The organism is Candidatus Bathyarchaeota archaeon, from assembly GCA_026014745.1.
Classification (GTDB): Archaea; Thermoproteota; Bathyarchaeia; order Bathyarchaeales; family Bathycorpusculaceae; genus Bathycorpusculum.
The window spans coordinates 800,015-812,909 of sequence record JAOZHS010000001.1 but is presented as its reverse complement, the minus strand read 5'-3'; the positions used below and the strand labels follow the sequence as shown (position 1 = coordinate 812,909).

Below are 12,895 nucleotides of genomic sequence, written 5' to 3'. Positions count from 1 at the left end.
TGGGGGCTAATAAAAATATGTGACTGTAGCGGTGTGCCTCTAAGCGTCGTCTATGGTAGCTTTTAGGTAGGTGCCGGCAGCTTCTTTGATGGTAACATGCAGGGTTTTGCCCAGCAGATTTTGGCAGCTTTCAACCACAATGGGTTTATAAGCGAAGTTGCGTCCAACCCAAGAACCCTCCAGCTTACCCTGCTCATCGACGAACACCTCGCCGCTCCAGCCCAGCCAACGCTGGTTACGTTCGGCCGAGAGCCGTTTAGCCAACTCCGAAGCAACCACACTACGCCGCTTAATCTCCTCTTTATCCACCAACCCTTCGCTAAGGTTGACGGCGAAAGTTTTGGGGCGCACAAAAAACTTTGACACATTGATGATGTCGGGCTTGGTTTTCTCCAACAGCAGCAGGGTGTTTTCGAAGGCTTCTTCAGTTTCGCCAGGGAACCCCACAATAACGTCAGTTGCAAGTGTTAACTCTGGAAAATCCACGCGGAAGGTATCTATGATGCCTTCGAATTCTGTGGCGCTGTAGAATCGGTGCATGTACTGCAGAACCATGTCGTCGCCGCTCTGTACGGGTAAATGGAGGAACTGGAAGATTTTGGGGCTGTCAAAAGCCTCGATAAGGCGGTTTTGGATGTCGGTGACGAGGTTAGGCGTCATCATGCCTACGCGGACATGGAAATCTCCCGCTACAAGGCCGATCTTGGCTAATAATTCGGCGAGGTCCGTGCCGATGTCTAAGCCATACGCAGCGGTGTCCTGAGAGGTCACCCAAAACTCTTTCACCCCAGCCGCCAAGTCGCTTTTTATGCGGTGTATGATTTCTTTTTGAGGGTAGCTGCGGAGGTGGCCACGAGCGTGAACGACGCAGCAGTAGGCGCAACTTCCTAGGCAACCGTAATTGATGGGGATTATGCTTACGAGGGGGTTGCTGGTTACGCGGGGAAGATTGAGGGAAGGTTTGTCTTGGCCGTTGGTTAAATCAACGACTTGCTCTCCAGATAGGACACGTTTTACGATGTCGACGATTGTTTGTCCGGGGGCGGGTCCAATGGCGGCGTCGAAGCGGACTTCTTTTAGCAGGCGTTCGAAGCTGATTTTTGGGAGGCAGCCGGTTATGAGGATTTTTTTGTCTGGGGGGGCGATTTTTATGTCGTTGATGATGTGGTTTTCAGTGGGTCCTTTGACTGCGCAGGTGTTGTAGATTATGAGGTTGGCTTGGGTTTCGTTGGGGGTTAGGGTGTAGCCTGCTTGGGTTAAGCATCCGGATAGGGTTTCGCCGTCTGCAGTGTTGGAGGAGCAGCCGTAGTTTTTGATGTGTATGATGTGGTGCATGGGAGGTTCAGTAGGTAGTTGCATTGTCTTGGCAATAAATGTGATGTCGGGTATGTTAATATTGACAGGTTGGTGCAACATACCGTTTTAAATGCTTATATAGACATGGACGAACATGTTATGCTCATATTTAATGCATGATATATAGAAGTATAACTGACAATTAGCGTTGTATACTCATTAGAAGCAAGGGAGAGACCGATCCTCAATGAAACTAATCACTCTGTACTTACCTGAAACGTATATAAAAGCTTTAGACCAGTTGGTGGACGAACGATTCTACCCCAACCGAGCCGAAGCCATACGAGTCGCAATAAGAGACCTAATCAGCGCCGAAGTCTGGAGGAGAAACGGAGTTGACTAAACACATCCACGACCCCCTATCCGCGGCAGTTGACGACCTCAAAGTCGAGGTCTGCCCCAAACTAATCGATAACACGGCCGTCATCGCCGCTCCCCATGTCCTCCCAGAAAACACAGAAAAAATCGAAAAGAGGATGGTTAAGGCAAAAGTGACAACAAAAAAATGTGAACTAGAAAGACTCACCAACAACCTCTACAATCTAGAGAACAACACAGGCCCTGACAAAGTCCTCAACATAGACCTAGACCTCTATCAAATGGAAGACTACTAACCCCAATCCCCCTTTAGGTTGTGTTTTAGAAAGGCTCATATTTTGAGCCTACTGATTCTTTTTCATGAACTCTATCCTTACTGAGTTAAGAGCCGACTTAGACGCCAACGCAGACGAACAAACCAAACAAAGCGCCAAGCGATATTTTAAAGAAGAAATCAAGGTTTACGGCATAAAAACCGCCACGGTCGTCAAAATCGCCAAGAAATACTGGCTCCAAGCTAAAGCACTTAGCAAACCAGAGATTTTTAACTTATGCGAGAGCCTCTATCAATCGGGCTTTATGGAAGAAGCCTTTGTAGTTTCCGAGTGGCTCCCCCACTACATCAACAACCTTGTCATTGAAGATTTGGCGACCTTTAAACGGTGGATAGAAACCTACATCAGCAACTGGGCCGAATGCGACGGTTTCTGCAACCACACCATAGGCGACCTCCTCCAGAAATACCCCCAAATAATTGGCGAAATCAAAAGCTGGGCACACAGCAGCAACCGCTGGATGAAACGCGCCTCCGCCGTCTCGCTTATTGTACCCGCCAAACGAGGCAAATTTCTTAAGGACGCCTTTGAGATTTCTGATGTGTTGTTGCTGGATGGGGATGATTTGGTGCAGAAAGGGTATGGGTGGCTGCTAAAAGAGGAAAGCCGACTGCATCAAAAAGAAGTTTTTGAATATGTGGTGGCTCATCGCGCGGTTATGCCGCGTACGGCGTTGCGGTATGCGATTGAGTTGATGCCTAAAGAACTCAAAGCCGAAGCCATGAAAAAACCATAGGTTTCGCGGTTTGGGCTGCTACAGGCAGTATGAGACTCTACCCCCTCCTCCCTTAGTTAAACTCTAACTATGCAAGGCTCAAGCGAGGCTTTTAGCATGCTCTTTGAAGCAAAACAGCCTAGGGAAGCGCAACGTTAAAGTTAATAATTTGAACACTATTTCAGTCTGTTTGCAGCCCGTTGGTGTAGTGGTCAAGCATAGGGGCCTCTGGAGCCCTTGACGAGAGTTCGAATCTCTCACGGGCTACCACTAATCCAGATGTATTAGCGTTTTTTAGTCGGTTTTTTAAGCTATCCACAGTAAATAGTTAATTGAGGTTATGGGCGGATGCGTAAAAAAACGCTTCTGATACTGCTCACAGCATGCATTATTGCAGTAATTGCTGTGTCGCTCGTTTTATGGAGTGCAGCCAATGCTTTCCAGATTCCCCGAAGTTACCACCGAAGTATCGCCCGAAACTTTGATAACACCGAAGAAGAAAACGCCCTAAATAAAGCGGAAGCCCTCAACTACACCTATATTTCTGGGCGGGAACGCTTTTTAAATCCAAGCGATCCCGAAGAATACCAAAACAGCCTATCTTACACTTACGCGAATTTTATTGACGCTGACATCCTAAATTATTATCAAACCAGATATGACAACCAACAGGGCAAAGAACTGCCACGGCAAATTGGGTTAACCTACCAAGCCAACGCAACCATGTACCCCCAAATCCGAATCTACAAGCCTTGGAATAACAACACCGTCCTCATGTCCACACCCGATGGAGAGGTTCTCTCAAAAACTTTCGGGTACTCGCATTTGTTTTACAAAAACCAATCAAGCTACACCCAAATAGAGAGGGAATACGATTTCAATTTCTCAGATTGCTACGTCATAGTTATGGACTTTTCTTACTCTGAAACGTATGCTTCCTTAGCCGCGTTTATCTCAGATGTTGACCAGATTGTGGTTTTGGACCAGAATTTTGAGCCTGTTTTGGTGGGTTTGACCTCTTCAAACGCGGTTGCTTAAACCTACGCTCATTTGCCGCGGGTGTCGGAGAATAGATTAATAGCTCAGAGGCACCCTTCAAGGGTGTGGTGAAGTTTATGGCTGATTTGAAAGGTTGTCCCTTTGGGCAAGACATCTCAAATGACTGCAAAACCTGCGACTACGGCGACACCAACCACTTTGACCCCGCTAGCGGGAAATGTGTAAAACGATGAATCCCCAGACCTGGTCCCACTTAGCCTCGATAGTTACGTTTGCGGCTGCCTGTCTCTGTGTGGCTGTTAGCTTGATTTATTTTTTTGCAGCTAATGTTAGCTGGTCCTATACCGTGGGTTGGGCAGGGGGCATAAACTGGTACGCCATCTACTATGCCGTAACGGCAGCGGTGGGTGTAGCGGCGTTTGCGCTTGGGGTAACAGCAGGTTACTTTGCTAGAAAACGCATGCGATGGAAACTCGCGCTTGTCGGTTCAGCCCTACTGGTAGCAGCTGGAGCGATGATGACGTTTCCTTTGTACTTCTACGGGGTACCTATGCTTGGACTCGCCCTCGTAAGCGTCGCAAGCATGGTTGCCTCCAAAGCCGCCTTCCAATAATTATTCGAGCAGCCGCCAGGGGTCATCCTCTGGAGAAGACACTTTACGCTGAAACTTCTGCACGGTTATCTTAAGAACCATATCGCCGCCTATCTGCTCGGCTTGCACAAGCTCTTTGGGTAAGATTATAGTGAGGGCATCGCCGATTTTTTTGGTTTTGACCAGATATTCCCGCATAACAATCAGGTAGCACATTGTTGCGGTTGGATACTAACATTTTCTTTTCCCCAGAATGCAAATTGCGTAAAAAACAATCCCCTTCCCGTCCCAAACAACCAGACAACCACAAATATTATTTAGACACGCAAACTAACGCTATAAGACACGTGTGACGCGTATGGAAAAAGTCTGGGATGAACTCAAAAAAATCGAAGCCCAAGCCGAACAAATCCAAACAGACGCCAAAGAAAACGCCAAAAAAATGACCCAACAAGCCAAACAAGACGCTGACAAACTCATCGCCCACGGTAAAACCTACGCCCAAGAAGAAGGCCAAAAAATCTACACCAAAGCCGTCGCCGACGCCAACCACACCCGCGACCAACAACTCCAAGCCAACCAAGAAAACGCCAACCAACTCAAAACCCAAGCCCAAAAACACATGGACAACGCAGTCCAAACCGTCGTCAAAGCAGTCCTCGAGGAATAGCTTTGCCGCAAACCCAAAAATACGCCTCAGTCCTTGCCAAAATCGGGGCTGAACGCAGCGAGCTACTTGAAGACGTCAAAATCAAGGGACTCGTGGAGAGCGGCAACCTCTCAGATATGGTAGCCCAGTTGCGGGACACCAGCTACCAAGAACAAATCCTCCACCTAACCCCACCTCTCACGAGCACCAAGCTTGAGCGGGCATTCCGCGAAAACTTTATCGAAACCGCCTTAAAAATCATAAAGTACTCTCCAAAAAAACCCGCCAAATACCTTGAAACCTACCTTCTGCGACTCGAAACAGAGCATCTTAAAGGGATTCTAAAAGCCACCACTGTGAATTTAACCACTGACCAGAAGCTCGCCAAAATCTATGTCGGCGTAGAGGACCACTTTGGGATGCATTTTGTTTTTGAAGACGCCGCCAAAGCGATGTCAGTGTCACAGGTGCTTCAGGTATTCAAGGACACACCCTACGGGCAAGCCCTCAATATGGGACTGAAAAGTTTTGAGGAAACGGGTTCCACGTCTCATTTTGATGTGTTTTTGGATAAGCTGTTTTTTGAGCGGCTCTATGAAGCTTACTCGGCGCTGCCTAGAAAAGAGCGGCGTCACGCCGAATTCTACGCGGCTATGGCAACTGACAGCTTCACGTTGCTCACGCTTCTTAGAGGCAAAATACTCAATCTGGACCCCAACTGGCTACGGCTGGTGATTCCTCAAAAGCACTTTAAACTCAAAGCCGAAACCGTAGAAGCCCTAGTCTCCGCGTTAGATTATGAGGCCGCCCTAAAAATCGTGCTTGACAGCCCATATAGCAAATTCTTTTTGAAGACCCAAGATCCACAGGAAACCGTGGCGAACGCTGAAAAAGCCTTCCGAAAAGCCATACTTCAACACGCCAAGGGCAGCATTATTCGCGAAATCTTCAACATAGAGGTAACGTTAGCGTTTTTCACTCTTAAAGAGGCAGAAGCCCACAACTTAACATCCATAAGTTTAGGTGTGGACAGTGGAGTGAAATCCGAGGTTATTCGGAGCCAACTTTTATTACTCTAACCCTTCCGAAGGCGTAGCGGTTTCGGGGGCGGTTTTTCTTTTGAGCGTTAGCTTTGTGTGTGTAAAGTTTTGTTTAAAGGGGCTGAACTCGACGCCGGTGCCTGCATAGAATTTGCTAAACCACTCATAGAAATGTAATCTCAAGGTGTGGATGAAGACGATTAAGCCTTCAAGGGCCATAACAAAAATGTTGCCGCCCACGACGATGATTCCTGCAACAATTGACGTGAGAAGGCTGCCTGTGCCGATTATTCCTGCGACGCTGTAAACTGCCAGCATCAATGCCCAGTGAGCCATCAGTAATGCGAGAATTCGTGAGTACGATATGGTGTTGCTAAGTAGGCGTGTAAAGAAGTCTCCGCCCTCAAAGAGGCGACCAGACAAGGTGTCCATTTCTGAGTGTTCGCCTGTAGCGTGCACTTTTGGTTTTTTTATGGCTAAATACGTTGGTTTACCAACGACCAAGATGACGAAGGGTATGATAGCGGCTAATATGGGTCCACTTAGCCATGCACTAAAGTTTAGCTGGTAAGTTGCGATTATATAGATGCCCCCGACATAGAAAAGAATCTTTGGCAAGGAAGTCAGCAACGCATCAGCCATATCGTGTTTTAGCGCAAAGTTTATGCCTTCCAGTACTATGCCGCAGCATATCTGCACTATACCCACAAAGAGAGAGAAGATTAAGAAAGAAAAGACATCTTCGCTTGGTCTAACTAAAGCCCATTCGAGTTCCATTCCGAAAAACTCGCCGAATATCACACCCGCGATTGAGGCAGCCAATCCGCAGGCAGCCATAATGTAGCAAACGTTTTTCATGCCTTGATTTGATTTAATGAAGTAACCTAGGGTTAAGCCGCCGATTAGGAAGACTAACCCTTGTCCGAGGTCGCCGAACATTAACCCAAAGAGGATGGGAAATGTTATTGCCATAAACGGTGTGGGGTCAATTTCACTGTAGTTGGGTAACCCGTAGAGTTTGGTTAATTCCTCAAAGGGTCGGATGAAGCGGCTGTTGAGAATCCTTGTAGGCGGCTGCTGTTTACTATTGGTATGCACGGACTCAACGGCATCGTCTTTGAGAACAAGCACTTTCCCATCAAGCATCTTGGTAACCGTGGCGCTGAGTTCGTCGAATTTCCCTTTAGGCGTGTAGCCTTTGATGGTAGCCAATCGGCCTGATTGAAGAATTTTTGTTTCCGCATGCAACAGGGCAAGAATGTTTTCTGAGGTTTCCTTCCAAGAAGCAAGGTTGTCTATGTTATCGTCGCCCAATTTTTTGAGGGCGTCGGTTAGGTGTTTTTCCTTTTCAGCGTTTTCTTTGAGTTTATGGTCGACTTCTTTGATTGCTTCATCGATGTTGTGGGGTAACTCTTCAGGGACATGGAAGATTTCAGCATGATAAGTGTGAAGGATGCGTTCCAGTTCGACTTTGTGCTTTGTAGGTATGGCTAGGCACAAAAACATCGTGTCTTTGGCTAAGGCGCATCGGTGAATAAAAATCGGCAACCCAGACAAGGCGGTTTCTAGGGCAGGGTAGTTTCTTGCGGGCGCACTAGCTGTGGCGACATAGATTAGTTTGAGGTCCTCCATGGCGGCAAGGTCAGCGCCCATAGACTGCAGCCTAGAGAGCATGTCTTTTATGTGGGTTAATTGCGCGTCTTTTTCTTGCAGCCCCGCAATCGCCGTATTGAGGTCGTCGGCGTCTGATTTGAGCAGCGCAATCTGTTGCCCTGTTGTGTTGAGGAGGTTTTGCCAGTTTTCCGCTGTAACAGGCACCTGCTTGGGGTAAGTTACTTTAAACAGGCTTAGCAGGCTGGTTTTTTCGTGCACCAACTGATTAATAAGAGAGTTTGCATCTGCAAGCGAAATTTCGACTTTTTGAATGCTTTGATAATACTCCGCAAGTGTTTCGTTGTCCTGCGGTGTTTCTTCTATATGGAACTGCCCAAAACCATTCAGGGCCTCCAAGACAGATTCAACGTCTTTTTTGACGCAGATTATAGACGTGGAAGCCATACGTTCTGGTCGCAACATTTTTAACACCAATTTTGATTTAAATCAAACATTTAAACGTATATTAGGCGATGACATGATTGGGTACGTGATTGGCGACGACGACATGATTGTTGGCTTTCGATTGGTTGGGGTTGAAGGCACACAGGCCTCTACAGTCGAACAAGCCAAAGCGGCACTTCATAAAGCCTTGACACGAACCGACATCGGCATCATCATTCTCAGTGAAGCATTCTCAGGCGACGCCTCCATACGGGAAGAAGTTGACAAAATCCGCCAAGAACGAGTTTCTCCCTTAATTGTAGAGTTACCAGGCAGCAAAGGCGCCTCCAACAAGGTACCACTGTCCGCGGTGATTAGCAAAATCTTAGGCATCAAAATCTAAATGGCGAGGTAAACAAGCATGAGCGTTAAAGATGGACTCTCGGCAATCGCTAACGAAGTCGTGGGCGATGTACAAAAAGAGGCAGAAGCCGTAATTTCGACGGCTGAAAAAGAAGCCAAAGAAACCCTACGGGCAGCAAAAGAACAGGCAGACCAAACCTACCGTGAAATAATTAACCAAGCCAAACACCGCGCCGAAATTGAACGACGAAAAATCGCGTCCGTCACCGAGGTAGCAATACGCAATCAACTGCTGCAAACCAAAGAAGACATGGTTGACACCGCATTCGAAAAAGCGTTGGAAAAGCTGCGGGAATTCGTCCAAACACTTCAGTACCCCGAGTACCTTACAAGTCTCATTGGTACGGTTGCTAAAAAGATTGGACAAAACAGCCTTGTTGTACAGGTTAACGCTAAAGACGCCGCGTGGCTAGGCGAGGCAGAGCTGAAACGTTTATCTATCAAGTTAAGTGTTGATTTGAAATTGTCTAAAACAAACTTGGACTGCGTTGGGGGATGCATCATTCAAACTGCAGATGGCAAAATATTCTATGATAACACCATAGATAACAAGCTTGAAGAACTCAAACCAACCTTGCGAATGGAAATCGCCAAGATTCTCTTCAAAGAGGAGCTCTAAAAATGCCCATTCAAGGAAGCGTAATCCGCGTAGCTGGACCCGTCGTCGAAGCCCAAGGCATGCACCAAGCAGTCATGCATGAAATGGTCGAAGTAGGAAATGACCGCTTAATCGGCGAAATCATCCGCCTAGAAGGCGAACACGCCACCATTCAAGTCTACCAAAATACTTCAGGTTTAAAACTAAACGAGCCCGTTAACGGTACGGGCAGCCCGCTTTCCGTCGAGTTAGCCCCCGGCATGATAGGTAACGTCTTTGACGGCATTCAGCGTCCGTTGCAAGAACTTGAAACGGTAACTGGCGCATTCATAAAGCAAGCCAGCGGTGTCACCCCGCTTTCTCGGACAAAAAAATGGCATTTTACTCCCCGGGCTCAAGTCGGCAGCATCCTTCAAAGCGGCGACGTACTTGGAGTCGTGCAGGAAACAGAGCTACTTGACCACCTTATTATGGTTCCCGTGGGCACACAGGGCAAACTGGTTAAGCTTGCCCCTGAAGGCGACTACACAATAACCGACGCTATCGCCGCCATCGAGGGAGGTAACGGCACCAAAACGGAGCTCAGCATGTTACAGAAGTGGCCTGTTCGCATGCCTCGTCCGCACAGCCGACGACTATTCGCCTCTACACCTCTTATCACGGGGCAACGCGTCATCGATACTTTCTTCCCCATAGCTAAAGGCGGAAGCGCCGCCATCCCCGGACCCTTCGGCTCAGGCAAAACCATCACCCAACAGCAACTCGCCAAATGGTCCGACGCCAATATCATAATCTACGTGGGCTGCGGAGAACGCGGCAACGAAATGGTCGATGTACTCGACTCCTTCCCCAAACTAATTGACCCGACAACAGGACGCCCCCTAATGGAACGCACCATTCTCGTGGCAAACACTAGCAACATGCCTGTGTCTGCTCGTGAAGCCAGCATCTACACGGGCATCGCTATAGCCGAATACTTCCGTGACATGGGCTACGCCGTCGCGTTAATGGCGGACTCCACTAGCCGATGGGCCGAAGCGCTGCGCGAAGTTTCAGGTCGGCTCGAGGAAATGCCCGCTGAGGAAGGCTTCCCCAGCTACTTACCCAGCCGCCTCGCCGAATTCTACGAACGCACTGGCGTCGTCGAAACCCTCGGCGCCGAAAAACGTGTAGGCTCCATCTGTGCCATCGGCGCAGTTTCGCCTCCAGGCGGCGACTTCTCCGAACCCGTCACCCAACATACTAAACGCTTCACGCGCGTGTTCTGGGCGTTAGATGCCGAACTCGCCGACGCACGCCACTACCCCTCCATTAACTGGATGCAGAGTTACAGCGGTTACATCAAAGACCTCGCTGGTTGGTGGCATGACAACGTCGATAAAGAATGGAACAGCTACCGCGAAGAAGCCATGCGCATCCTCCAACAGGAAGACGACCTCAAAAACATCGTTAAACTCGTCGGCCCCGAAGCGCTACCTGACAAGCAACGTCTTGTGCTGGAAACCGCACGCATCATCCGCGTAGCCATCCTCCAACAAAACGCGCTTGACCCCATTGACACGTATTGTTCCCCGCAGAAGCAGTTTAAAATGCTTAAAATCATCGTGGACTTCCACCATTTAGCCGAAAAAGTCGTTAACAAAGGTACGCCCATCTTCAAAATCTCAGAGTTACCCATAACCGAGGAAATCATGCGTATGAAAACAGCCATACCCAACGACAAAATTGCGTTGCTAGATGAGTTAGATCAGCGTATGAGCGAGAGTTTTGGCATGCTGGAGGCAGCATTGAGGTAGATTGCTATGGTTACAGGTTCAGGTTTAGAATACAAAGGCGTCGCATCCATCTCAGGACCCATCATCGTGGTAGAAAACGTGCAAAACGTCGCCTACGACGAACTCGTTGCAGTCAAGACACAGAGAGGCGAAACCAGGCTTGGCAAAGTCACACAAGTCACTCAGAAAGCCGTAACGGTACAGGTTTTTGAAGGCACCACAGGGTTGTCCCCTTCCGAGACGCGCACCCGCTTCTTGGGTCGCTCGCTCGAAGTTCCCGTCTCCACAGAAATGCTGGGGCGCGTCATGAACAGCTTCGGCGAACCCATCGACGGCCACCCACGCTTTTTCACTGAAGAAAAACGCGATGTCAACGGCTACCCCCTAAACCCCGTCTCACGTGAATACCCCAAAGAATTCATCCAAACAGGCATATCCGCCATCGACGGCTTAACCAGCCTTGTCCGAGGACAAAAACTCCCAGTGTTTAGCGGTCCCGGCTTATCCCATAACGAATTGGCAGCGCAGATTGTGCGGCAAGCCCAGATTCGCAGCGGTGGCGAAGACTTCAACATTGTCTTCATCGCCATGGGGCTTGAACATGATGACGCAGCGTTTTTCCAGAAGAGCTTTGAAGAAACCGGCGCCATCAAAAACGTCGCGATGTTTCTTAACCTCGCCGAAGACCCCCCTGTGGAACGCATAATCACTCCACGTGCGGGCTTGACGTTAGCGGAATATTTGGCTTACGACCAAGACCGCCATGTACTGGTCTTGTTAACTGACATGACTAACTACTGTGAGGCGCTCCGAGAAGTCAGCGCATCTATGGAAGAAGTGCCCAGCCGCAAAGGCTACCCCGGCTACATGTACAGCGACTTAGCAAGCCTCTACGAACGCGCTGGACGTATTAAAGGCAAAAAGGGCAGCATCACCCAGATGCCCATCTTAACCATGCCCAACGACGACATAACTCACCCCATCCCTGACTTAACTGGCTACATCACCGAAGGACAAATCGTGCTGTCGCGCTCACTTGAAAAGCAGGGCATCTACCCGCCTATCTACATCTCCACCAGCCTTAGCCGCCTCATGAAAGACGGCATTGGCAAAGGCAGCACCCGCGAGGACCATGCCAGCGTCTCCAGCCAACTCTACAGCGCCTACGCCCAGTACAACGCCGTCAAATCCTTAGCCACCATCATCGGCGAGGAAGGCCTAGGAATCCGCGACAAAGAGTATCTGCGCTTCGGCGAAGCGTTTGAGAAAACCCTCATCAACCAAGGCAGAAACGAGAACCGCAGCATCGAAGAAACCCTTGCCATCGCATGGGACGCCCTCTCGATTTTGCCTGAAGAAGAATTAACCAGCATCAAACCCGAATACATCCAAAAATACTATCCCAAATTTGCAAGCGAGGTCCGCTAAGAGTGTCCACCGAAAACATAAGCCCCACCCGCATCAACCTGATTCAAACCAAAAAAACCCTTAACCTAGCCGAATCAGGACGAGAAGTGCTGGAACGCAAACGCGACATCCTCCTACGGGAGTTGCGTAACAGCATTTATGATGCGGAACATGCACGAGACGACCTTTTGGTGGAGCTTATGCGTGCCTATGAGAGCTTAAAGGAAGCAAATATGGTGCGGGGTTCGGAGGCCGTGGCAAATGCCGCGTTGGGTTCAACAACAGAAGCTAACTACCTCATTGATTACCGCAGTATTATGGGCGTCACGGTGCCCTCAGTTGAGTTTCAAGGTGACTTTAACGCCAAACCCGACTACGGTTTTGCAAGCACAAGTGCTCAACTGGACAAAGCGTTTAAACAATTCCACAGCGTTCTAGGATTACTTGCGGATTTGGCCCGCGCCGAAGGAACCACTTTTCAAATCGCCAACGACGTACGTCGAACACAGCGCCGCGTCAACGCCTTAAACCACGTTTTGATCCCCAAGTATCGCAACACCAAAAAATGGATTGAGCAGGTACTTGAGGAGAAGGACCGCGAAGAGTTTGTTCGTACCAAAATTATTAAAAAAGTAATCAGGGAGAAGTAAA

The 12,895-nt window shown here is 48.8% G+C and carries 15 protein-coding genes and 1 tRNA gene; 13 read left to right on the top strand and 3 right to left on the bottom strand.

Going from position 1 to position 12,895, the window contains the following annotated elements:
- Nucleotides 1-39 precede the first annotated feature (39 nt).
- Nucleotides 40-1,416 carry a tRNA (N(6)-L-threonylcarbamoyladenosine(37)-C(2))-methylthiotransferase gene (locus tag NWE92_04445; protein MCW4028879.1) on the bottom strand — a complete coding sequence of 459 codons (1,377 nt, stop codon included), beginning with the start codon at nt 1,414-1,416 and terminating at the stop codon, nt 40-42.
- A 127-nt stretch (nt 1,417-1,543) separates the two neighbouring features.
- Between NWE92_04445 and NWE92_04440 the strand changes: the two genes are divergently transcribed.
- The 6 genes from NWE92_04440 to NWE92_04415 all read left to right on the top strand — a co-directional run bounded on the left by NWE92_04440 (nt 1,544) and on the right by NWE92_04415 (nt 4,336).
- Nucleotides 1,544-1,699 carry a ribbon-helix-helix domain-containing protein gene (locus tag NWE92_04440; GenBank protein ID MCW4028878.1) on the top strand — a complete coding sequence of 52 codons (156 nt, stop codon included), beginning with the start codon at nt 1,544-1,546 and terminating at the stop codon, nt 1,697-1,699.
- On the top strand, nt 1,692-1,970 hold the full coding sequence (locus NWE92_04435; GenBank protein ID MCW4028877.1) for a hypothetical protein: 279 nt from the start codon (nt 1,692-1,694) through the stop codon (nt 1,968-1,970). Before NWE92_04440 ends, NWE92_04435 begins: the two co-directional genes overlap by 8 nt.
- Before the next feature lie 64 nt (nt 1,971-2,034).
- Nucleotides 2,035-2,745 carry a DNA alkylation repair protein gene (locus tag NWE92_04430; protein MCW4028876.1) on the top strand — a complete coding sequence of 237 codons (711 nt, stop codon included), beginning with the start codon at nt 2,035-2,037 and terminating at the stop codon, nt 2,743-2,745.
- A 173-nt stretch (nt 2,746-2,918) separates the two neighbouring features.
- A tRNA-Gln gene (locus NWE92_04425) sits at nt 2,919-2,994 on the top strand.
- A gap of 78 nt (nt 2,995-3,072) precedes the next feature.
- Nucleotides 3,073-3,762, top strand: a complete 690-nt coding sequence (locus NWE92_04420; GenBank protein ID MCW4028875.1) for a hypothetical protein — start codon at nt 3,073-3,075, stop codon at nt 3,760-3,762.
- A gap of 190 nt (nt 3,763-3,952) precedes the next feature.
- The gene (locus NWE92_04415; GenBank protein ID MCW4028874.1) at nt 3,953-4,336 is read left to right on the top strand and encodes a hypothetical protein; all 384 of its coding nucleotides are present in this window, start codon (nt 3,953-3,955) and stop codon (nt 4,334-4,336) included.
- Here NWE92_04415 and NWE92_04410 read toward each other — a convergent pair whose 3' ends face one another.
- Nucleotides 4,337-4,531 (bottom strand): hypothetical protein, encoded by a 195-nt coding sequence (locus NWE92_04410; GenBank protein MCW4028873.1) that lies wholly within the window; start codon nt 4,529-4,531, stop codon nt 4,337-4,339. It abuts the gene before it with no gap.
- Nucleotides 4,532-4,673: 142 nt separating this feature from the next.
- Between NWE92_04410 and NWE92_04405 the strand changes: the two genes are divergently transcribed.
- Complete coding sequence (locus NWE92_04405; protein MCW4028872.1) at nt 4,674-4,985, top strand: hypothetical protein; 312 nt, start codon at nt 4,674-4,676, stop codon at nt 4,983-4,985.
- Between the two features lie 2 nt (nt 4,986-4,987).
- On the top strand, nt 4,988-6,043 hold the full coding sequence (locus NWE92_04400; GenBank protein ID MCW4028871.1) for a V-type ATPase subunit: 1,056 nt from the start codon (nt 4,988-4,990) through the stop codon (nt 6,041-6,043).
- On the opposite strand, the gene NWE92_04395 is transcribed toward NWE92_04400, so the two are convergent.
- Entirely contained in the window at nt 6,035-8,080 is a 2,046-nt protein-coding gene (locus NWE92_04395; protein ID MCW4028870.1) for a V-type ATP synthase subunit I, read from the bottom strand. The two genes, NWE92_04400 and NWE92_04395, sit on opposite strands and share 9 nt — an antisense overlap.
- A 55-nt stretch (nt 8,081-8,135) precedes the next feature.
- Between NWE92_04395 and NWE92_04390 the strand changes: the two genes are divergently transcribed.
- Genes NWE92_04390 through NWE92_04370 form a run of 5 tightly spaced genes read left to right on the top strand, consistent with a single transcriptional unit; the run spans nt 8,136 to nt 12,894 of the window.
- Complete coding sequence (locus NWE92_04390) at nt 8,136-8,444, top strand: V-type ATP synthase subunit F (GenBank protein MCW4028869.1); 309 nt, start codon at nt 8,136-8,138, stop codon at nt 8,442-8,444.
- Nucleotides 8,445-8,462: 18 nt separating this feature from the next.
- Nucleotides 8,463-9,083 carry a V-type ATP synthase subunit E family protein gene (locus NWE92_04385; GenBank protein MCW4028868.1) on the top strand — a complete coding sequence of 207 codons (621 nt, stop codon included), beginning with the start codon at nt 8,463-8,465 and terminating at the stop codon, nt 9,081-9,083.
- Nucleotides 9,084-9,085: 2 nt separating this feature from the next.
- On the top strand, nt 9,086-10,858 hold the full coding sequence (locus NWE92_04380) for a V-type ATP synthase subunit A (GenBank protein ID MCW4028867.1): 1,773 nt from the start codon (nt 9,086-9,088) through the stop codon (nt 10,856-10,858).
- A gap of 6 nt (nt 10,859-10,864) precedes the next feature.
- Nucleotides 10,865-12,265, top strand: a complete 1,401-nt coding sequence (locus tag NWE92_04375) for a V-type ATP synthase subunit B (protein ID MCW4028866.1) — start codon at nt 10,865-10,867, stop codon at nt 12,263-12,265.
- Nucleotides 12,266-12,267: 2 nt separating this feature from the next.
- A complete protein-coding gene (locus NWE92_04370; protein MCW4028865.1) occupies nt 12,268-12,894 on the top strand; it encodes a V-type ATP synthase subunit D in 627 nt (208 codons plus the stop codon).
- The last annotated feature ends 1 nt before the right edge of the window (nt 12,895 follow it).

Coding starts and splice junctions, on each gene's coding strand:
- NWE92_04445 (MCW4028879.1), bottom strand. CDS start 1,416: ATGTTGCACCAACCTGTCAATATTAACATACCCGACATCACATTTATT.
- NWE92_04440 (MCW4028878.1), top strand. CDS start 1,544: ATGAAACTAATCACTCTGTACTTACCTGAAACGTATATAAAAGCTTTA.
- NWE92_04430 (MCW4028876.1), top strand. CDS start 2,035: ATGAACTCTATCCTTACTGAGTTAAGAGCCGACTTAGACGCCAACGCA.
- NWE92_04420 (MCW4028875.1), top strand. CDS start 3,073: ATGCGTAAAAAAACGCTTCTGATACTGCTCACAGCATGCATTATTGCA.
- NWE92_04415 (MCW4028874.1), top strand. CDS start 3,953: ATGAATCCCCAGACCTGGTCCCACTTAGCCTCGATAGTTACGTTTGCG.
- NWE92_04410 (MCW4028873.1), bottom strand. CDS start 4,531: ATGTGCTACCTGATTGTTATGCGGGAATATCTGGTCAAAACCAAAAAA.
- NWE92_04405 (MCW4028872.1), top strand. CDS start 4,674: ATGGAAAAAGTCTGGGATGAACTCAAAAAAATCGAAGCCCAAGCCGAA.
- NWE92_04395 (MCW4028870.1), bottom strand. CDS start 8,080: ATGTTGCGACCAGAACGTATGGCTTCCACGTCTATAATCTGCGTCAAA.
- NWE92_04390 (MCW4028869.1), top strand. CDS start 8,136: ATGATTGGGTACGTGATTGGCGACGACGACATGATTGTTGGCTTTCGA.
- NWE92_04385 (MCW4028868.1), top strand. CDS start 8,463: ATGAGCGTTAAAGATGGACTCTCGGCAATCGCTAACGAAGTCGTGGGC.
- NWE92_04380 (MCW4028867.1), top strand. CDS start 9,086: ATGCCCATTCAAGGAAGCGTAATCCGCGTAGCTGGACCCGTCGTCGAA.
- NWE92_04375 (MCW4028866.1), top strand. CDS start 10,865: ATGGTTACAGGTTCAGGTTTAGAATACAAAGGCGTCGCATCCATCTCA.